At 65.8% G+C, this 20393-nt stretch carries 19 protein-coding genes; 15 read left to right on the forward strand and 4 right to left on the reverse strand.

Annotation, left to right across the window (positions count from 1 at the left end; genetic code table 11):
- The first annotated feature begins 77 nt into the window (after positions 1 to 77).
- The 8 genes from rpiA (at position 78) to LRC39_RS10105 (ending at position 7899) form a co-directional block, all read left to right on the forward strand.
- Positions 78 to 776 carry a ribose-5-phosphate isomerase RpiA gene (gene rpiA / locus LRC39_RS10070; RefSeq protein ID WP_164573586.1) on the forward strand — a complete coding sequence of 233 codons (699 nt, stop codon included), beginning with the start codon at positions 78 to 80 and terminating at the stop codon, positions 774 to 776.
- Positions 777 to 802: 26 nt separating this feature from the next.
- On the forward strand, positions 803 to 1312 hold the full coding sequence (locus tag LRC39_RS10075) for a DUF2059 domain-containing protein (RefSeq protein WP_107343944.1): 510 nt from the start codon (positions 803 to 805) through the stop codon (positions 1310 to 1312).
- Positions 1313 to 1329: 17 nt separating this feature from the next.
- Positions 1330 to 2715 (forward strand): glutathione-disulfide reductase, encoded by a 1386-nt coding sequence (gene gor, locus LRC39_RS10080; protein ID WP_107355166.1) that lies wholly within the window; start codon positions 1330 to 1332, stop codon positions 2713 to 2715.
- Positions 2716 to 2902: 187 nt separating this feature from the next.
- Complete coding sequence (locus tag LRC39_RS10085) at positions 2903 to 4291, forward strand: class II 3-deoxy-7-phosphoheptulonate synthase (RefSeq protein ID WP_107343946.1); 1389 nt, start codon at positions 2903 to 2905, stop codon at positions 4289 to 4291.
- A 125-nt stretch (positions 4292 to 4416) separates the two neighbouring features.
- Complete coding sequence (locus LRC39_RS10090) at positions 4417 to 4770, forward strand: diacylglycerol kinase (protein WP_346297492.1); 354 nt, start codon at positions 4417 to 4419, stop codon at positions 4768 to 4770.
- Between the two features lie 43 nt (positions 4771 to 4813).
- Complete coding sequence (locus LRC39_RS10095; protein WP_346297146.1) at positions 4814 to 6571, forward strand: NAD+ synthase; 1758 nt, start codon at positions 4814 to 4816, stop codon at positions 6569 to 6571.
- A gap of 94 nt (positions 6572 to 6665) precedes the next feature.
- Entirely contained in the window at positions 6666 to 7247 is a 582-nt protein-coding gene (locus LRC39_RS10100) for a hypothetical protein (RefSeq protein WP_346297147.1), read from the forward strand.
- Positions 7248 to 7473: 226 nt separating this feature from the next.
- Positions 7474 to 7899 carry a cupin domain-containing protein gene (locus LRC39_RS10105; RefSeq protein WP_346297148.1) on the forward strand — a complete coding sequence of 142 codons (426 nt, stop codon included), beginning with the start codon at positions 7474 to 7476 and terminating at the stop codon, positions 7897 to 7899.
- Positions 7900 to 7995: 96 nt separating this feature from the next.
- On the opposite strand, the gene LRC39_RS10110 is transcribed toward LRC39_RS10105, so the two are convergent.
- Together LRC39_RS10110 and LRC39_RS10115 are read right to left on the reverse strand one after the other, a co-directional pair.
- Positions 7996 to 9168 carry a DUF2865 domain-containing protein gene (locus tag LRC39_RS10110; protein WP_263991371.1) on the reverse strand — a complete coding sequence of 391 codons (1173 nt, stop codon included), beginning with the start codon at positions 9166 to 9168 and terminating at the stop codon, positions 7996 to 7998.
- A gap of 185 nt (positions 9169 to 9353) precedes the next feature.
- Positions 9354 to 9662, reverse strand: a complete 309-nt coding sequence (locus LRC39_RS10115) for a hypothetical protein (protein WP_011157551.1) — start codon at positions 9660 to 9662, stop codon at positions 9354 to 9356.
- A 399-nt stretch (positions 9663 to 10061) separates the two neighbouring features.
- Here LRC39_RS10115 and cysS point away from each other — a divergent pair, with 399 nt between their 5' ends.
- The 7 genes from cysS (at position 10062) to LRC39_RS10150 (ending at position 17421) form a co-directional block, all read left to right on the forward strand.
- The gene (cysS, locus tag LRC39_RS10120) at positions 10062 to 11453 is read left to right on the forward strand and encodes a cysteine--tRNA ligase (protein ID WP_346297149.1); all 1392 of its coding nucleotides are present in this window, start codon (positions 10062 to 10064) and stop codon (positions 11451 to 11453) included.
- Entirely contained in the window at positions 11450 to 12004 is a 555-nt protein-coding gene (locus tag LRC39_RS10125) for a hypothetical protein (protein WP_346297150.1), read from the forward strand. The genes cysS and LRC39_RS10125 overlap by 4 nt, the downstream gene beginning before the upstream one ends.
- On the forward strand, positions 12001 to 12132 hold the full coding sequence (locus LRC39_RS10130; RefSeq protein ID WP_011157553.1) for a hypothetical protein: 132 nt from the start codon (positions 12001 to 12003) through the stop codon (positions 12130 to 12132). The genes LRC39_RS10125 and LRC39_RS10130 overlap by 4 nt, the downstream gene beginning before the upstream one ends.
- Complete coding sequence (locus LRC39_RS10135; protein ID WP_346297151.1) at positions 12132 to 12641, forward strand: GNAT family N-acetyltransferase; 510 nt, start codon at positions 12132 to 12134, stop codon at positions 12639 to 12641. The genes LRC39_RS10130 and LRC39_RS10135 overlap by 1 nt, the downstream gene beginning before the upstream one ends.
- Positions 12638 to 14236 (forward strand): citramalate synthase, encoded by a 1599-nt coding sequence (cimA, locus tag LRC39_RS10140; protein WP_346297152.1) that lies wholly within the window; start codon positions 12638 to 12640, stop codon positions 14234 to 14236. Before LRC39_RS10135 ends, cimA begins: the two co-directional genes overlap by 4 nt.
- Before the next feature lie 204 nt (positions 14237 to 14440).
- The gene (locus LRC39_RS10145; RefSeq protein WP_346297153.1) at positions 14441 to 16000 is read left to right on the forward strand and encodes an acetolactate synthase large subunit; all 1560 of its coding nucleotides are present in this window, start codon (positions 14441 to 14443) and stop codon (positions 15998 to 16000) included.
- A gap of 11 nt (positions 16001 to 16011) precedes the next feature.
- On the forward strand, positions 16012 to 17421 hold the full coding sequence (locus tag LRC39_RS10150; RefSeq protein ID WP_346297154.1) for an FAD-binding oxidoreductase: 1410 nt from the start codon (positions 16012 to 16014) through the stop codon (positions 17419 to 17421).
- Positions 17422 to 17445: 24 nt separating this feature from the next.
- Here LRC39_RS10150 and LRC39_RS10155 read toward each other — a convergent pair whose 3' ends face one another.
- Positions 17446 to 19515 (reverse strand): c-type cytochrome, encoded by a 2070-nt coding sequence (locus LRC39_RS10155; protein ID WP_346297155.1) that lies wholly within the window; start codon positions 19513 to 19515, stop codon positions 17446 to 17448.
- Between the two features lie 183 nt (positions 19516 to 19698).
- Entirely contained in the window at positions 19699 to 20298 is a 600-nt protein-coding gene (locus LRC39_RS10160) for a TIGR00730 family Rossman fold protein (RefSeq protein ID WP_107357466.1), read from the reverse strand.
- Positions 20299 to 20393: the final 95 nt, after the last annotated feature.

Consider the following 20393-nt stretch of genomic DNA (forward strand, 5'->3'; position numbering starts at 1 on the left):
TTCGCCGCGCCCAAACGCCGCTAGATATGCCGCGCCGCGCCGGGGACATCAGGGGCGGAAACGGGGTAGGCCGGGTCATGGACAAGGAAGAGTTGAAGCGGCGGGCTGCGGCGCGGGCGCTGGAAGAGGTGCGGGGCGGCATGAAGCTCGGCCTCGGGACCGGTTCGACGGCGAAGCATTTCGTTGAACTACTTGGCGAAAGAGTGCGGGTCGGGCTCGACGTGATCGGCGTGCCGACGTCGGAAGTGACGCGCGCCGATGCCGAACGTTGCGGTATCCGGCTGACGACTTTGGATGAAATCGACCGCCTCGACATCACCATCGATGGCGCCGACGAGGTCGACCACAATCTCGACCTGATCAAGGGCGGCGGCGGCGCGCTGCTGCGCGAGAAGATCGTCGCGGCGGCCTCGGATCGCATGATCGTGATCGCGGACGAATCCAAGCTGGTCGGCACGCTCGGTCGCTTCCCGCTGCCGATCGAGGTGATCCCGTTCGGCCTCGGTGCCACCCGCCGGGCGCTGCAGAATGCTTTCACCGCCGCCGGCTGCGACGGCGAATTAAAGCTCCGGCCCGGCAAAGACGGCCATGCTTTCGTCACCGATGGTGGCCACTGGATCCTCGACGCCCAGCTCGGGCGCATACCCGATGCTCCTCGTCTGGCCCATTTGCTGTCCGTGATTCCGGGCGTAGTCGAGCATGGGTTGTTTGTCGGGATGGCGAGCACCGTCGTGCTGGCAGGGGCCGACGGAATTCGAACCATCGAACGCGCGTGAGCGCCGATCATCTCAGGAGAATTGGAATGAAATATCTGTCGAAGGCACTGCTGGCCGCCGCTTTGGTGTTCGGCGTCGCTCTGGCCGGCCATCAGGCGCAGGCGCAGACCAAGCAGCCGTCGCCGGCCGCGATCGCGTCCGCCAAGGAGATTCTGGAGCTGAAGCGGGCCGGCGGCATCTACGCCCAGGCGGTGCCGAACATCATTCAGCGCACCATGGACACGCTGATGCAGAGCAACCTGAACTATCAGCAGGACCTCAAGGAGGTCGCGGTGGTGATCGCCAAGAAGATGGCGGGCCGCGAGAAGGAAATCGGCGACGGCATGGCGAAGATCTACGCCACCGATTTCACCGAGCAGGAGCTCAAGGACCTCGTCACCTTCTACAAGTCGCCGCTCGGCCAGAAGCTGCTGACCCAGGAGCCGAAGTCGATTGCCGAAAGCATGCAGTTCATGAATCAGTGGGCGCAGAAGTTCGCCGAGGAAGTGAACGGCGAATTCCGCGCCGAGATGCGCAAGCGCGGCAAGAACATCTGATCGACCAGAGAGGCGAAATGGCAGACTTCGACGCGGACCTGTTTGTTATCGGCGGTGGCTCTGGCGGCGTGAGAGCCGCACGAATCGCCGCCGGCTACGGCGCCCGCGTCGTCGTCGCCGAAGAGTATCGGTTCGGCGGCACCTGCGTGATCCGCGGCTGCGTGCCGAAGAAGCTGATGGTCTACGCCTCCCAGGTGCACGAGGAGATCCGGGATGCGGCCGGCTTCGGCTGGAGCATCCCGACCGCGGAATTCAACTGGTCGACGCTGATCGCCAACAAGGACAAAGAGATCGCGCGGCTCGAGCAGATCTACGCGACCAACGTCGAGAAGGCCGGCGCCCGCACCATCAAGGGGCGCGCGGTGTTCGAGGATCCGCATACGCTGCTGCTGTCGACCGGCGAGAAGGTGCGGGCCAAGACGATCCTGATCGCGACCGGCGGTGCGCCCAATCACGGCAAGGCGATTCCCGGCATCGAGCACGTGATCTCGTCCAACGAAGTGTTTCACCTCAGCGAGCAGCCGAAGCGCATCCTGATCCAGGGCGGCGGCTACATCGCACTCGAATTCGCCTGCATCTTCGCCGGCCTCGGCTCGGACGTCACCGTGGTGTACCGCGGCGACAACATCCTGCGTGGCTTTGACGAGGACGTGCGCGCCCATGTCCGCACCGAGATGGAGCGGGCAGGGATCACCATCATCACCGGCTGCACCGTGACGGCTGTCGAGAAGCTCGGCGAGGAATACACCTCGCATCTGTCGAGCGGCTCCAGCATCGCGTCGGACCAGGTGATGTTCGCGATCGGCCGGCATCCGGCGGTCGCCAATCTCGGCCTCGAGAAGGCCGGCGTCGCCATCAATCCGGACAATGGCGGCATCGCCGTCGATGACCATTGCCGCACCTCGGTGCCGCACATCTACGCGGTCGGCGACGTCACCCATCGCACAAACCTGACGCCGGTGGCGATCCGCGAGGGCCATGCCTTCGCCGACAACGTGTTCGGCGGCAAACAGGTCCAGGTCGACTATTCCTGCGTTCCGACCGCGGTGTTCTCGCAGCCGCAGGTCGGCACGGTCGGGCTGACCGAGGCGCAGGCGCGGGCGCAGTACGGCGTCGTCGACATCTACAAGACCGATTTCCGCCCGATGAAAGGGACGATGTCGGGCAGCCAGTCGCGCGTGCTGATGAAGCTGATCGTCGACGGCACCACCGATCGTCTGCTCGGCTGCCATATCGTCGGGCCGGACGCCGCCGAACTGGTCCAGGTGGTGGCGGTCGCGATGAAGATGAAGGCCACCAAGGCCGACTTCGACGGCACCATGGCGCTGCACCCCACCGCAGCCGAGGAGCTGGTGACGATGCGCACCCGGACCGCGCGCTACCAGCGCGAAGCCGCCGAATAGCCGACCGCGGCGTCCCGAGCCTTGCCGAAATTTCAGGCGGGCCGGGGCCGCCAACAAAATAGGCTTTTCCCGCAAGGGGTTGTATTCTGCCCCCCGATTTCCAACTAGCGGTTGGCAGGGCTGCTGTGTATAACGCGCCCGCCGCGACCCATTTTTAACTGGCGGCTTGTTTCTTCAGGAGTGGCCTATGTCCGAACGCTGGACACCCGATAGCTGGCGCGCCAAGCCGGTGCAGCAGATGCCGCAATATCCCGACGTGAAAGCGCTCGCGGATGTCGAGGCGCAGCTCGCGAGCTTTCCGCCGCTGGTGTTTGCGGGCGAGGCGCGCAACCTGAAGAAGGCGCTGGCCACGGTGGCGGCCGGCGACGCTTTCCTGCTCCAGGGCGGCGACTGCGCCGAGAGCTTCGCCGAGCACGGCGCCAACAACATCCGCGACCTGTTCCGCGTCTTCCTGCAGATGGCGATCGTCCTGACCTACGCCGGCGCCTCGCCGGTGGTAAAGGTCGGCCGCATCGCCGGCCAGTTCGCCAAGCCGCGTTCGGCGCCGGTCGAGAAGCGCGACGGCGTCGAGCTGCCGAGCTATCGCGGCGACATCATCAACGACGTGGCGTTCACCGAGGAAGCCCGCGTGCCCGATCCGCGCCGGCAGATCGAAGCGTATCGGCAGTCGGCCGCGACGCTGAACCTGCTGCGCGCCTTCGCCAAGGGCGGCTATGCCAGCGTCGAGAACGTCCATCGCTGGATGCTGCAGTCGGTCAGCGATAGTCCGCAGTCGAAGGCCTATGCGGATCTCGCCGACCGCGTCTCCGGTGCGCTCGATTTCATGCGCGCCTGCGGCCTGACCTTCGCGGTCGATTCGTCGCTCGGCACCACCGATTTCTACACCAGCCATGAAGCGCTGCTGCTCGGCTACGAGCAGGCGATGACCCGCGTCGACTCGACCACCGGCGACTGGTACGCGACCAGCGGCCATATGCTGTGGATCGGCGACCGCACCCGTCAGCTCGATCACGCCCATGTCGAGTACTTCCGCGGCATCAAGAATCCGATCGGCCTGAAGTGCGGTCCGTCGCTGAAGACCGACGAACTGCTCAAGCTGATCGACATCCTCAATCCCGAGAACGAGCCGGGGCGGCTGACGCTGATCGGCCGGTTCGGCGCCGACAAGATCGGCGAGCATCTGCCGGCGATGGTCCGCGCGGTGCAGCGCGAGGGCCGCACCGTGGTGTGGTCGTGCGATCCGATGCACGGCAACACCATCACGTCGAACTCCGGCTACAAGACCCGGCCGTTCGACCGCATCCTGTCGGAAGTCCGGTCGTTCTTCGCGGTCCACGCCGCGGAGGGGACGCATGCCGGCGGCGTGCATCTGGAGATGACCGGCCAGAACGTCACCGAGTGCCTCGGCGGCGCCCGCGCCATCACCGACGAAGACCTCAACAACCGCTATCACACCGCCTGCGATCCGCGGCTCAACGCCGAACAGTCGATCGACATGGCGTTCCTGATCGCGGACCTGCTCAAGCAGGGCCGGGCCGGCAAGGCCAGCCCGCTGCAGGCAGCCGCCGGGCTTTAAGGGCGGCGTATCGTTCCCACATCGTCATGGCCGGGCTCGTCCCGGCCATCTACGTTTCTGAGCATCTAAACCTTGATGCCTTCGGCACGCGCGGGCATGACGGGCAAACCGGGGCTGTGGATCACGTGCTGAGGTTCTGGCGGGCGACGATCAATTCGTGGCGCGGGCTGAAATTCGCGACCCGCTCCGAGCAGGCGATCCGCGAAGAGCTGGTCGCGCTGGTGCTCGCCGTTCCGGCCGCCTGGCTGATCGGCGCCACGGCGGCACGCCGCGTCGAACTCATTGCGGTGGTCGCGCTGGTGATCGTGGTCGAACTGCTCAATACCGCAATCGAGAAGCTGAGCGACCGGCTCACCACGGAACACGATCCGCAGATCGGCCGGGTCAAGGACATGGGCTCCGCAGCCGTCGGCGTCGCGCTGGGAATCGCCGGCCTGTTCTGGCTGTTCGCGCTCGCCGAGCGGATCGGGCTGCTCTGACCGGCCGATTGCGAAGCCTGCCGGCTGTCGCTACATCTCGGCTATGACCGAAAATGCCGCCCGCCTGACGATCTCGCTCGCCCAGCTCAACCCGACGGTCGGCGATATCGCCGGCAATGCCGACAAGGCGCGCGCGGGGCGCCGCCAGGCGGCTGCCGACGGCGCCGATCTTATCGTCTATCCGGAACTGTTCATCGCCGGCTACCCGCCGGAAGATCTGGTGCTGAAGCCGGCGTTCCAGGCCGCCTGCCGCGCCGCGATCGAGGACCTGGCGCGCGAGACCGCCGACGGCGGGCCGGCGATGCTGATCGGCTCGCCCTGGGTCGATAACGGCAAGCTGTACAACGCCTGCGTGCTGCTCGACGGCGGCCGGATCGCGGCGATCCGATACAAGGTCAACCTGCCGAACTACGGCGTGTTCGACGAGAAGCGCGTGTTCGCCCGCGGGCCGGTGTCGGGTCCGGTGACGATCCGCGGCGTCCGGATCGGCGTGCCGATCTGCGAAGACACCTGGCTCGAAGAATCCGAAGACTACGAGAACGTGGTGGAGTGCCTCGCCGAAACCGGTGCGGAACTGCTGGTCGTGCCGAACGGCTCGCCTTACGCGCGCGGCAAGAACGACATGCGGATGTCGGTGTCGGTGGCGCGCGTCACCGAGAGCGATCTGCCGCTGGTCTATGTCAATCAGGTCGGCGGCCAGGATGAACTGGTGTTCGACGGCGCGTCGTTCGTGCTCAACGCCGACCGCACATTGGCGGCGCAGTTGCCCGGCTTCGTCGAGAGCATCACCACGCTGAGCTTCGTCAAGGGCGCGGCGGGCTGGCGCTGCGACGGCCCGGCCGCGCCGGTGATCGAGGGCGACGAGGCGGACTACGCCGCCTGCGTGCTGGGCCTGCGCGACTACGTCCGCAAGAACGGCTTTCCCGGCGTGTTGCTCGGCATCTCCGGCGGCATCGACTCGGCGCTGTGCGCGGCGATCGCGGTCGATGCGCTCGGCGCCGACAAGGTCCGCGGCGTGATGCTGCCGTTCCGCTACACCGCGCAAGTGTCGCTCGAGGACGCGGGCCGCCTCGCGAGCGCGCTCGGCTTCGGCTACGAGGTGCTGCCGATCGCGCAAGCGGTCGAAGGCTTCGAGGCGATCCTGGCGAAGCCGTTCGCTGGGTTGGAGCGCGACATCACCGAGGAGAACCTGCAGGCGCGCACCCGCGGCACGCTGTTGATGGCGATCTCCAACAAGACCGGCGCGATGGTGGTGACCACCGGCAACAAGTCGGAGATGAGCGTCGGCTACGCCACGCTGTACGGCGACATGAACGGCGGCTTCAACCCGATCAAGGACATCTACAAGACGCAGGTGTTCCGGCTGTCATCGTTGCGCAACCGCTGGAAGCCGGACGACGCGCTCGGCCCGGACGGCGAGGTGATCCCCGAAAGCATCATCGTCCGCCCGCCGACCGCGGAGCTGCGCGAAAACCAGACCGACCAGGATTCGCTGCCGCCTTACGACGTGCTCGATGCCATCCTCGAACGCCTGGTCGAACGCGAGGAGCCGCTCGCCAGCATCGTCGCCGAAGGCTTCGACAAGGACACCGTCGTCCGCATCGACCGCCTGCTCAACATCGCCGAATACAAGCGCCGCCAAGCGGCGCCGGGCGTGAAGGTCACGCGGAAGAATTTCGGCCGCGACCGCCGCTACCCGATCACCAACCGTTTTCGCGACAAAGCGGAAGCGCTGCCGGCGCCGGACGAGACGCTGGTGGCGCGGAGTGGACGAGCGTCGAGCGAGGCGTTCGAGGGGTAGAGTATAGAGTCCTTAGACCTCGTCCATAGCACTGCTTAGTAGTCGGGTCATCTGGTTGCGAGGTTCGATTTCTTTGAGGCTAGGGAGCTAAGTCATGGACGAGGACTTAGATCGCCAGGACTGGGAAATCAGGGAGACTTTTGCCTACTACGGCCGGGCTCTTTACATGGCCTCCGTTGTTGAAGTCGCGCTCGCGCACGTTCTTTTGTATTCGCAGTTCATGAAAGAGGTTCGCGACGAGTTTGTTTCTAAAATAGGGACGAAGTTTGATCGGAGTCAGTATGAGCGCGATTTTGATCGCTTCATGAGCGACCAGTTTTCCCAGACGATGGGAAACCTAATGAAACGGGTCGAGAAATTTGCTGACCTTGATGAGTCCCTCAAAGATCGAATCGCCGATGCAAAGAAGCGGCGAGATTTTTTGGCGCATCATTACTGGCGAGAACGAAGTATCGATTTTGCTACATCGGCCGGGCGGAAGCGAATGCGAGATGAGTTGAATGCAGACGCCGAGATGTTCGCGAGACTCGATCGGGATATCGACGCTGCTGCTGCTCCTCTGCGGGCGCATCTCGGAATCAAGGACCAATTTGTCGTGGAGTACACTCGCAAATTTATCGAAAGAGTAGAACGGGGCGATCCCATCGAGGACCAATGCACGGGTGGGATGAAGTAAGCGCGACTCCGGCTTGAGGCGGATGCAGCCGGATTAAGCGCCTCAAGGTGGTCGCCTAGGGTAGCTGCGCTGCAACAAATCGAACAGCGCTGGGGTCCCGCCAACGCAGTTGGGCGTGATACTCGCGCCAAGTGACCTGGTAGTCATTGCTTCTCTTTCCAATGCCAAGTCATTCTGCCAGACTTTCCCCACGCCCGCGCAGACGGGTGGATTATGGAGGAACGTCATGCTGACACGGAGAGGACTTGCGGCAGTCGCAGGCTGTGCGATCTGCAGCATTGCGGGGTTCGGGGCGACCGAAGCGTTCGCGCAAGGTGCGGCCGCGACCACGGCGAACGGCGTTACGCGCAAGATCTTGAGCCGCACCGATGGCCCGGCAGCGGGCTATGAGACCATCATCATGGACGTGACGCTCGATGCCGGAGCGACCGTCGGCCGCCATACCCATCCAGGTATCGAGTCGACCTATGTGATGGAGGGCGAAATCGAACTTCCGATAGAAGGGCAGCCGACCAAGACGGCGAAGGCCGGCGATGCCTTCCAGGTGCCGCCCAACACCCCGCATGCCGGCGGCAAGCCGTCGTCGAGCAAGACGCGGCTGATGGTCAACTACATCGTCGAAAAGGGCAAGCCGCTGGCCAGTCCGGCCTGATGGTTCAAGCAAAAGAGGCCGCCATTTCGGCGGCCTCTTTTGGCTCGGAGAAGCGACGCGCTAAGCGCGACTACGCGTGATCGAGTGGAGCGGCTGTTACTGCGCCTTCGGCAGGAAGGTCGGGCCGACGCTGCGGATCTTGCCGGGGTCGTTCGACGCGGCCGCCGGCGGGGAGGCGGGCGTGTTGTTGGTCGCCGGGGCAGCCTTGGCGCCGTTCTTGGCGGCGGCGCGCTGCGCCGGCGGCAGCGCCATGCGCTTGGCGCTCTCTTCGGTGACGATGATGTCGCCGTGCTCGGCGGCCGAGCGGTCATCGACGCCCTTCATCGCATCGGCCCAGGTCTGGTTGGCCGGCTTGCAGGTGCAGGACGGGTTGAACTCCTGGCGATAGCGGAAGGCGTTCGGCAGCGAGCTGTAGGGCTGGCCGTTGATCGAGACCGCCTGGTTCATGTCCTGACCGGGATTGCGGTAGGCGTACAGCGACGCTTCGGACGCCGGGCACAGGCTCTTGCAGGTGCGCTCGTCGTCGCCGAACCGGCTCGGCACGGTGGCGAACGAGATCGGGAAGTAATAGCCGTCGCAGGTGCGGACGCAGACGGTGCGATAGGTGCCGCCCTCGGTGCTGCCGTAGTCGGTGCCCGGCACGCCGACGCCGGGGGCGCCGGCGTTGCCGCCGTTGAACAGGTTGTTGAGCAGGCCGCCGCTCTGCTGCGCGGCCGCCGCGTATTGCGGGCCGCAATTGTTCTGCGCCAGCGCCAGGATCACCGAGCGGCGCTGGTTCTCGCGGTCGTTGCCGCCCGGGCCGCCGCTGCGCAGCCGCTCCAGCGACGAGTTCATCTGGTCGAGATTGCCGCGCATCTGCTGGATCTGGCTATTGACCGGACCACATTGCGCCGACTGGCCGCTGAACAGCGAGAAGAACCCGGAGCTTTCGCAACCCATCCGCTTCGCCTGCATGCTGACGCGGTCGAGCTCGGCCTGCTGGCGGGCGGCGGCGTCTTCGAAGCGGCGGATCTGGTCGGCGCGGGCCGGGTCCATGCTGCCGCGGTCGATCGAGGCGAGCTGCGCTTCCAGCCGCGGGCACATCGGATTGGCGGCGGGGCTGCCCGGTTGGCCGGCGGCGGGCGCCTGCTGGTAGCCCGGCGGATTGTAGCCTTGCGATGACGGATAGCCTTGCTGGGCGAACGCTGCGGAGGTCAGCGACGTGGCGGCGACGATCAAGGCACCGGCCAGCCAGCGGAAACGGGTGGCGTTATCGAACATGTCGGGCATTCAGGAATCCGAGCGGGTGATGCCGGCGATCCGCCGAATCACATCCAGCAAGTCCGCGTGATCGGGGCCGCGGAACGATCCCGTTGTAACCGCGACGTTGACCATTTCTTAGCCGCTTCTTTCGGCAGGGTCACGTCGTTTCCGGGGCGTCACTGTGGCGATCCCCGCTGATCCGGCGTGGCTTTTCAGCGCTGGCAGGTGATCGCGACGTATTCGTTGCAGACCCCGTGAGCGCAGGCCGAGCTGCTGGCTTTCGGCACCGCGCCGGTGATTTCGTCCGGGTCGACCCGGCGATAGGCGACCGCCTGGGCGAATTCGCGCGACTGGCAGTAGGCCGCAGCCGCCGGGGCGCCGCATTTTTCGCCGCGGGCAAGGCAAAGGTCGATGCCGTAGCCGTCCGGCTGGTTGGCGACGATGAAGACCCGGCTGTCGGCATAAGCCGCCGTCGCCGCAAACAGCGCTGCGCCGGCAAAGAGGGCAGGAATCAGTTTCATGGTGCACCAGGAACGAGGGGATGACCCCCCGTCCGTACCCTGAAAAGGGTTAAAAAACGTTAACCATAGTGGCCAGAGCGTGGGCTAGGCGCCGATCATGGCCAAAATCGGCCGAGCAGGGCGGTTTGTGGGGCTGGGGGCGGCGCTTGGATGACGCGAGCGTAGCTCGCCGTCGGTGGACCCGCGCGGACGACCGCTCGATTCGCCGCCGGAAAGAACGATGTCCTCCGGCGATCGACGGACTTGACGGCTTCGAGGGCGGTCGCCATGGTGCGGCGATGAACGGTTTCCTCGCCATTTGCATTCGCTGCGAGATTATTAGCTAGCTGACACGCTGGCTGAGGCCGTCTTTTCTCCTATCGAGAGCACTGGACGCCCGGCCGCAGGGGACGGGTATCCATGGAATTACGCCTTTACGATACGCTGACGCGGGACAAGCGGCCGTTCACGCCGCTCGATCCGGCCAATGTGCGGATGTATGTCTGCGGCCCGACAGTCTACGACTTCGCCCATATCGGCAACGCCCGGCCGGTGATCGTGTTCGACGTGCTGTTTCGGCTGCTGCGCCATCTCTATGGCGAGGCCCACGTCAAATACGTCCGCAACATCACCGACGTCGACGACAAGATCAACGACCGTGCCGCGCGGGACTATCCCGGCCTGCCGCTGAACGAAGCGATCCGCAAGGTCACCGAGCAGACCGAGCGGCAATTCCACGACGACGTCGATGCGCTGGGCTGCCTGCGGCCGACGGTCGAGCCGCGCGCCACCGAGCATATCGGCGAGATGCGCAGCATCATCGAAAAGCTGGTGGCCGGCGGCTTTGCCTATGTCGAGCAGGACCACGTGCTGTTCTCGCCGAGCGCGATGAATGCCGCCAACGGCGTGCTGCCGCGCTACGGATCGCTCGCCAACCGCTCGCTCGACGAGATGATCGCCGGCGCCCGCGTCGACGTCGCGCCGTATAAGCGCGACGCCACCGACTTCGTGCTGTGGAAGCCGTCGAAGCCCGGCGAGCCGTCCTGGCCGTCGCCGGCCGGCATCGCCGCGCCGGGCCGTCCGGGCTGGCACATCGAGTGCTCGGCGATGTCGTGGAAGCACTTGGGCGAGACCTTCGACATCCATGGCGGCGGCATCGACCTCGTTTTCCCGCATCACGAGAACGAAGTCGCGCAGAGCTGCTGCGCGTTCCACACCTCGCGCATGGCGCAGACCTGGATGCACAACGGCTTCCTGCAGGTCGAAGGCGAGAAGATGTCGAAGAGTCTCGGCAACTTCATCACCATCCGTGAGCTGCTGGCGACGAACAAGTTCGGCGGTAGGTCGTGGGACGGCGCGACGCTGCGGCTGGCGATGCTGAAGACGCATTATCGGCAGCCGATCGACTGGACCGCCGACGCGCTCAACGAAGCGGAGAAGGCGATCCTCGACTGGTCGGACTTCACCAAGGATGCGACGCCCGCGCGCTGCGACGAAGTCATCGCCGCGCTGACCGACGACCTCAATACGCCGAAGATGATCGCCGAGCTGCACGCGCTGCGCCGCGCCGGCAAGGCCGATGAGCTCCGCGGCGCGATGCAGCTGTTGGGGATCAATCCGGTCGTCCGCGCTCCGGTCGATCTCGATGCAACCGCGAAGTCGCTGATCGAAGCCCGCACCGCGGCCCGCGCGAATAAAGACTGGAAAGAGTCCGACCGCATCCGCGACGAACTCGCCGCGATGGGCGTGGTGCTGAAGGACGGCAAGGACGCCGACGGCAAGCCGGTGACGACCTGGGAGCTGGCGCGGTGAGTGTCTTTTCCATGGTCGTCATGGCCGGGCTTGACCCGGCCATCCATCGAACAAACGACGCGGCGGTCATTTCGTTGATGGATGCGCGGGCCTTCGCCGCGCCGAAGGGGCTTCGGCCCCGCAGGCGGGTCGAGCCCGCGCATGACGCCGGTGTGTGTGGTGGTGCACTGCCTCACCGCGTCATTCCGGGGCGCCCGCGTCGCGGGCGAACCCGGAATCTCGTCGCCACAACCTCGGGATTCCGGGTCTGCGCTGCTGGCGCAGCGCATCCCGGAATGACGGCTCTTGGCGTGCTTGCGCATGACGTCGGTGTGCGTGGCGATGCATTGCCTCACCCCGTCATTCCGGGGCGCGCGCAGCGCGAGCCCGGAATCCATAACCACCGCCGGGAGTATGGATTCCGGGCCTGCGCCCTGCGGGCGCATCCCGGAATGACGAACGATAGGGCGCTCGGTGTAGCTGATAGCAGCTTCGGCACTGCTCCCGGCAGCGCTCCTGAGTTCGCCGCCATGACGACAGAGACCACGACCGCATTGGAGATCGCGCGATGACCGAGCAGAAGCCGACCGGGCGGCCTGATACGCCGTTTCCGAAGCATTGGCTGTACTACATCGCGATCAAGATCGCGCTGCTGGCCGGCGCCACCGCGTTGGTGCTGAAGCTGTACGGGTTCTGGTGATGAGCACACGCGCAGGGCCCGCGCTGCGGCCGTATTTGCCCGAGGATGCCGCGGTCACTGCTGCGATCTTCGCGGCGTCGATCGAGCAGCTCGCCGCCGATGATTACAGCGAGGAGCAGCGGGAGGCATGGGCCTCGGCGGCCGACGACGAAGCCAAGTTCGCCGCGCGTCTGGCCGGTCAGCTGACGCTGATCGCGACGCTGCAGGGCGTGCCGGTCGGCTTCGCTTCGCTGAAGGTGCCGGACCACATCGACATGCTGTTCGTGCATCCCGATTACGTCGGCCGCGACGTCGGCGCGACGCTGATCGACGCGCTGGAGAAGCTCGCCGGCGCGCGCGGGGCGCTGATCCTCACCGTCGACGCCAGCGACAACGCCGCCGAATTCTTCGCCAAGCGCGGCTACGTCGCCAAGCAGCGCAACACCGTTTCGATCAATGGCGAATGGCTCGCCAACACCACGATGACAAAGTCGCTGGCGGATGCCGCCGCGCCCGGAGCCTCCTCATGAGCCGCGAACGTCTCTATCTGTACGACACCACGCTGCGCGACGGCGCCCAGACCAACGGCGTCGACTTCACCTTGCACGACAAGAAGCTGATCGCTTCGCTGCTCGACGATCTCGGCATCGATTATGTCGAGGGCGGCTATCCGGGCGCCAATCCGCTCGATACCGAATTCTTCGGCGCGGAGCAGAACCTCGAGCGCGCCACCTTCGCGGCGTTCGGCATGACCCGGCGGCCCGGCCGCTCGGCCTCGAACGATCCCGGCATCGCGATGCTGCTCGACGCCAAGGCGGATGCGATCTGCTTCGTTGCCAAATCGTCGGAGTATCAGGTCCGGGTCGCGCTCGAGACCACCAACGACGAGAACATCGCCTCGATCCGCGACAGCGTCTCGCTGGCGAAGGAGAGGGGCCGCGAGGTGCTGGTCGATTGCGAGCACTTCTTCGACGGCTACAAGGCCAATCCGGAATTCGCGCTGCAGTGTGCCAAGGCGGCGTATGAGTCCGGCGCACGCTGGGTCGTGCTGTGCGATACCAATGGCGGCACCATGCCGGACGAGGTCGAGGCGATCGTCGGCGAGGTGGTCAAGCACATCCCCGGCGCGCATGTCGGCATCCACGCCCATAACGACACCGAGCAGGCGGTGGCGAATTCGTTCGCCGCGGTGCGGGCCGGTGCGCGGCAGATCCAGGGCACGCTGAACGGCCTCGGCGAGCGTTGCGGCAACGCCAATCTGTGCTCGATGATCCCAACGCTGAAGCTGAAGAAGGAGTTCGCCGACAAGTTCGAGATCGGCGTCTCCGACGACAAGCTGGCGAGCCTGGTGCAGGTGTCGCGCGCGCTCGACAACATCCTCGACCGCACGCCCAATCCGCACGCGCCTTACGTCGGCGGCAGTGCCTTCGTCACCAAGACCGGCATCCACGCGTCGGCGGTGTTGAAGGATCCGCAGACCTATGAGCACGTGCCGCCGGAGTCGATCGGCAATCATCGCAAGGTGCTGGTGTCGGATCAGGCCGGCAAGTCCAACGTGCTGGCCGAGCTGGCGCGCACCAACATCCAGTTCGACCGCGATGATCCGCGCCTGTCGCGGCTGGTCGAGAAGCTGAAGGAGCGGGAAGCGGCCGGCTACGCCTATGAGTCCGCCAATGCTTCGTTCGATCTGCTCGCCCGCGGCACGCTCGGCACCGTGCCGGAATTTTTCCGGGTCGATAAGTTCGACGTCAATGTCGAGCAGCGCTACAACTCGCACGGCGTTCAGGTCACCGTGGCGACGGCGATCGTCAAGGTCGAGGTCGACGGCAAGACGCTGATCTCGGCGGCGGAAGGCAACGGCCCGGTCAACGCGCTCGACGTCGCGCTGCGCAAGGACCTCGGCAAGTATCAGAAGTATATCGATGGCCTGAAGCTGGTCGATTACCGCGTCCGTATCCTCAATGGCGGCACCGAGGCCGTCACTCGGGTGCTGATCGAGAGCGAGGACGAGGACGGCCGGCGCTGGACCACGATCGGCGTGTCGCCGAACATCATCGACGCGTCGTTCCAGGCGCTGATGGATTCGGTCGTCTACAAGCTGGTGCAGTCGAACGCGCCGGTATAATTCTGCCTAGTCCTTTCCCCCGTCATTGCGAGCCGAAGGCGAAGCAATCCAGCTCCGTGCATCGAGCTGGATTGCTTCGTCGCTTCGCTCCTCGCAATGACGAGAGAACAATGCCCTGAGCGCGGTTGTCATCGCCGCGCCGCGCTGACAACATATCCCCCAAACAGGTCGTAGCCTGGCGGATTCACGCCGGCCGTAGGGGGAATGCTCGTGGACGGAATCAATGGGGCGCAATCGGTCGTTCAGACGCTGGTAAATTGCGGCGTCGAAGTATGTTTCGCCAATCCTGGCACCTCGGAAATGCACTTTGTCGCGGCGCTGGATTCGGTCAGCGGGATGCGGCCGGTGCTGTGCCTGTTCGAAGGCGTGGTCACCGGCGCCGCCGATGGCTACGGCCGGATCGCCGGCAAGCCGGCGGTGAACCTGCTGCATCTCGGCCCCGGCCTCGCCAACGGCCTTGCCAATCTGCACAACGCCCGCCGCGCCGCGACACCGATCGTCAACATCGTCGGTGACCACGCTGCTTACCACCTGCAATACGACGCGCCGCTGACCTCCGACATCGCCGGCTTCGCCCGGCCGGTGTCGAGCTGGATCCACGAGTCCAAGAGCGCCGGCGCGGTGGCGAGCGATACGGCGCGCGCGGTGCAGGCGGCTAGCGCGGCGCCGGGCGGCATCGCCACGCTGATCATGCCAGCGGATGTCGCATGGAATCCGGCCGCGCGCGCGGCGCACAAGCTGCCGGAGATCGGCCCGGCGAAGGTTGCGGCGGACACCGTCGAGGCGATCGCCAAGCTGCTCTCGAACGGCAAGAAGTCGGCGCTGCTGCTGCGCGGTCAGGCGCTGCTCGGCGAGGCGCTGGAGGCGGCCGGCCGGGTCGCCGCGAAGACCGGCGTCCGGCTGCTGTGCGACACCTTCGCGCCGCAAACCGAACTCGGCGCCGGCCGCGTGCCGCTCGAACGCATTCCGTATTTCTCGGAGCAGATCACCGCGTTCCTCAAAGACGTTGAGCAACTGATCCTGGTCGGCTCGAAGCCGCCGGTGTCGTTCTTCGCCTATCCCGGCAAGCCGAGCTGGGGCGCGCCGGAAGGCTGCCTGATCGATTATCTGGCGCAGCCGCATGAAGATGGCGCGCAGGCGGTGAAGGATCTCGCCGCCGCGGTGGGCGCGCCGGCCGAGCCTGCCGCTCGGACGCAGCTGGTGTTGCCCGATCTGCCGAAGGGCAAGCTCAATTCGCTCGGCGTCGCGCAGGCGATCGCGCATCTCACGCCCGACCACGCGATCTACGCCGAGGAGGCCAACACCTCCGGCCTTCCGTTCCAGATGATCCTGCCGAAGGCGCGGCCGCACACCCATCTGCCGCTGACCGGCGGCTCGATCGGGCAGGGGCTGCCGCTCGCGATCGGCGCGGCGATCGCTGCGCCCGACCGCAAGGTGGTGTGTCCGCATGGCGACGGCGGCGCCGCCTATACGATGCAGGCGCTGTGGACGATGGCGCGTGAGAAGCTCGACGTCACCGTGGTGATCTACGCCAACCGCTCCTATGCGATCCTCAACATCGAGCTGCAGCGGGTCGGTGCCTCCGGCGCCGGTGCCAATGCGCTGTCGATGCTCGATCTGCACAATCCGGAAATGAACTGGATGAAGATCGCCGAAGGTCTCGGCGTCGAAGCCAGCCGCGCCACCACCGCCGAGGAATTCTCCGCGCAATACGCTTCGGCGATGAGTCAGCGCGGCCCGCGGCTGATCGAAGCCTTGATCTGAGGGAGCGGCCGATGACCCTGGATATCGTCGGCACACTCCGCACCATCGTCGGCGATGGCGGCGTGCTCGAGCCCGCCGAGCTGTCGAAGCGCTCCGCCGGCACCTATCGGTTCGATACGTTGAAAGCCGCGGCGCTGGTGCGGCCGACCTCGACGCAGCAGGTGTCGGAGATCCTGCGCTGGTGCCATGCCAATGGCGTTCACGTCGTCACCCACGGCGGCTTGACCGGCCTCGTTCACGGCGCCGATGCCGAACCCAACGAAGTGATCCTGTCGCTGGAGCGGATGCGCACGATCGAGGAGATCGATCCGAAGCAGCGCACCGCTGTTGTCCAGGCCGGCGTGCCGCTGCAAGCGCTGCAGGAAGAGGTCGACAAGCACGATCTGGCGTTTCCGCTCGATCTCGGCTCGCGCGGCACCGCCACGCTCGGCGGCAACGCCGCCACCAATGCCGGAGGCAATCGCGTAATCCGCTACGGCATGACGCGCGACATGATCCTCGGCCTCGAAGTCGTGCTCGCCGACGGCACCGTGCTGTCGTCGCTCAACCATCTGATCAAGAACAACGCCGGCTACGACCTCAAGCAGTTGTTCATCGGCTCGGAAGGCACGCTCGGCGTGATCACGCGGCTGGTGTTGCGGCTGCGCGAAAAGCCGCTCGCCACCAACATGGCGTTCGTCGGCCTCGACAGCTTCGATGCCGTGGCGAAGTTCCTGAAGCACTGCGACCGCGCGCTCGGCGGCACGCTGTCGGCCTTTGAAGTGATGTGGCAGTCGTTCTATCGGCTGGTCACCAGCCCGCCAGCCAAAGGCCGGCCGCCGATCGGGCAGGACCACGCTTACTATGTGCTGGTCGAAAGCCAGGGCTCCGATCTCGACCTCGACAGCCAGCGTTTCACCGCGGCGATGGAGGCCGCGCTGGAGTCCGGGCTGATCGCGGATGCGGCGATCGCTCAGTCGGAAGAGGATTGCCGCTCGTTCTGGGCGCTCCGCGACGATGTCGGCCAGGTGCTGCAAGGCGGCCTGCCGATCGTGTTCGACGTCTCGCTGCCGATCGCCGCGATGGAAGGCTATGCCGAAACGCTGCGGGAGACGCTGGAAAGCGAAATCGGCGAACACCGGTTGTGGATCTTCGGCCACCTCGGCGACGGCAATCTGCACGTCGTGGTGCAGGTCAAGCCGATGGAGTATCTGGCGCTGCGGCCCAAGGTCGAAGCCTTGGTGTATCGGCCGCTCGCCGCCTGCAACGGCTCGGTGTCGGCCGAGCACGGCATCGGCCTGGAAAAGAAGCCGTATCTCTACGTCAGCCGCAGCGCCAACGAGATCGCGCTGATGCGGACGCTGAAGCAGGCGCTCGATCCCAAGGGCATCCTCAACCCCGGCAAGATCTTCGACCCCGGCCCGGTGGTCGGGGGACGTTGATGGGAGGCCGATGCGCCGCTGCGATCAGTAGCGCGCGTCCTTCGGCTTCGGGTCCTTCGGCCAGTCCTTCACCTTGCCGGGGAAGTCCGGCCGTTCCATCTGGGTGAAGTACGCCGCGACGTCGACCGCTTCCTGATCGGACAGCTCACCCTGGCCGAGCGGGAATTTGTTGTGGCTCGCGATCGGCATGTTGCGCTTGACGAAGGCGGCTGCGGTGTAGGTCCGGGCCATGCCGGCGCCGATGTTGAACGAGCGCGGGCCCCACAGCGGCGGATACACCACGCGGCCGGCGGCGTCCTTCAGCCCTTCGCCATTGTCGCCGTGACACACTGCGCAACGCGCCGTGTAGATCTCCTTGCCGTTGTCGAGGTTTGGCACCAGCGACTGATCGACCTTGCCGACACCGCGGCCGGCGACCTTGTCCTCCGGCTTGGTCGAGCCTTGCATCCAGTCGAAATACGCGACCATCGCCTTCATGTCGGGACCGTCGACCGGCAGCGGCTTGCCGTTCATCGAGCGCAGGAAGCAGCCATTGATGCGGTCCTCCAGCGTGATGACGCGGCCGGCGCGCGGCGCGTAGCTCGGGAAGAACGCTGCGACGCCGACATAGGGACTGCCGTCGGCGACGGTGCCGGCGTTGAGGTGACACGAGCTGCAATTCAGATCGTTGCCGACATTGTTCGGCAGCAGCGTGTGGGTTTCGGCGTTCAACCGCATGCCGCGCACCAGCTGCTCGGCGTTCGGCTGCGACAGGATATCGGCGATCCGCGGCGTCTCGAACCGCGAGCTATCGATCTTGGGATCGAGCGCGGCGCGCGCGGCCGTGATCTGCTCGGCAGTGACGGCGCTGGCGTTGCCGCCCCAATTGGCGCGCACGAAGCTGAGGATGTCGGCGATCTCGCGATCGTTCAGGCGTGCAAACGACGGCATCGTCCATACCCGCGGATGCGCGGTGGTGGCTGTCGTCTGCCAGCCGGTGAGGGTGATGTGCACCAGTGTCGCCGGATCCTTGGCGGCGATCGTCGGATTGCCGGCGAGCGGCGGGAATACGCCGGGGACGCCCGCGCCGTTGGCGCGATGGCAATCGGCGCAGAATTGGGTGTAACCGAGCCCGCCGGGCGTGGAGTAGGTTGACGCCGGCACTTCAGCCACGGCGATCGCGGGCGCTGGCCGATCGGTCGGCAGCGCCTTCAGGTAGGTGGCGATCGCGGTGAGATCCTGGTCGGTCATGTGCTGGGTCGAATGCCGGATCACGTCGGTCATGCCGCCGGCTGCCGTGGCGAAACGGTTCTGGCCAGTCTTCAGCATCTGCACGGTGTCAGGCACGGTCCACAGGCCGCGCAGGTTCAGCGCATTCCAGTGTTCGACCTTGGCGCCGGCGAGATAGTCGCGCCCGTTCGCCCCGGCATCGCTCATCGCCTTTTCCTGGAAGGCGATGCCGCGCGGAGTGTGGCAGGCGCCGCAATGACCGAGGCTCTGCACCAGATACGCGCCGCGATTCCACACCGCGTCCTGGTTCGGCTCCGGCCTAAACGGCGACGCATCGAGGAAGGCGACGTTCCAGAACGCCAGCCCGATCCGCACGTTGAACGGGAAGCTCATCTCCGGCGCGCGATTGGCCTGCGCGACCGGCGCGAGGCCCTGGGTCAGATACGCCCACAGCGCCACCATGTCGTCGCTGCTGATCTTGGCATAGGACGGATACGGCATCGCCGGATAGAGATTGTGGCCGTCCGCCGCGACGCCCTTGCGCATCGCGCGGTCGAACTCGCCGAACGACCAGCTGCCGATCCCGGTCGTGCGATCGGGCGTGATGTTGGTCGACCACAGGCTGCCGAATGGCGTGTCGAGCTTCAGGCCGCCGGCCATCGGCGTGCCGCCCGGCGCGGTGTGACAGGCGACGCAGTCACCGGCGCGCGCGATGTACTCGCCGCGCTTGATCAACTCGGGATCGGCCTTGGCGTCGAGAGCCTTGAGCGTGGCGTCGACAGCGGGCGGCTGGATGATCCACAACGCCGCGCCTCCGATCACGACCAGCGCGGACGCGGCGAGAACAGCGAGGGTCTTGGCGGCGCGGCCGCGGGAATGAGACATGGCAGACTCGACTCGAGGTTTGTTGCGGTGCGACGCTAGGCGCGGCCCTGCGTCGCCTCAACTCAGGCCTACCACTTAGATCGTGAAGGTTTATCAGGCGAAGCGAATGATCGCCTTGCGCGCACCGGCGAAGAAAACGGCTGCGGCTATGGTTAGCAACGGCTCAAAGGAGCAGTGCGAAAGCTAGAGCCGATCGGCAATCTCGGGCGGCATCGCACGCGTCGGCTGCGGCGTCGAGGCAGCTTGCAGCTTCGGCAGAATGTCTTCGACCTTGTCGGCCTTCAGTATCTCGACCGCGAGGTTGGGGCGGATGAAGGCGGTGGTCCGCATGTGCGCCAGCAGTTCGAGCAGCGGCTGCCAGAACCCGTCGATGTCGGCGATCAGGATCGGCTTGGTGTGACGACCGAGCTGTTGCCAGGTCATCTGCTCGACGAGTTCTTCGAGCGTTCCGATGCCGCCTGGTAATGCTACGAAGGCGTCCGAGCGCTCGAACATCAGCCGCTTCCGCTCGTGCATGTCTTCGGTAACGATCAGTTCGGAGACGCGGTCGAGCGCGATCTCTTTGGCACTGAGAAAGCCGGGAATGATGCCGGTGACCGTACCGCCGTGATCGAGCACCGCGTTGGCCACCGCGCCCATCAGACCGATCGCGCCGCCGCCGTACACCAGCCCGACGCCGTGCTCGGCGAGTTCCTTGCCGAACGCTGTCGCCGCTTCGAGAAATCGGGGATTGCTGCCGGGGCCGGAGCCGCAATAGACGCAGACGGTCTTGATCTTGCTCATGGTGGCGGATGTGGCACCGCGGGATGACAGCGTCAAGACGACCACCGCCATGCCGTTGCAACAGTCTGTTATGACGCAAAGAATCGCATCTCAGG

Origin of the sequence: Rhodopseudomonas sp. P1 (genome assembly GCF_039642825.1) — a bacterium.
Taxonomy (GTDB): domain Bacteria; phylum Pseudomonadota; class Alphaproteobacteria; order Rhizobiales; family Xanthobacteraceae; genus Rhodopseudomonas; species Rhodopseudomonas palustris_H.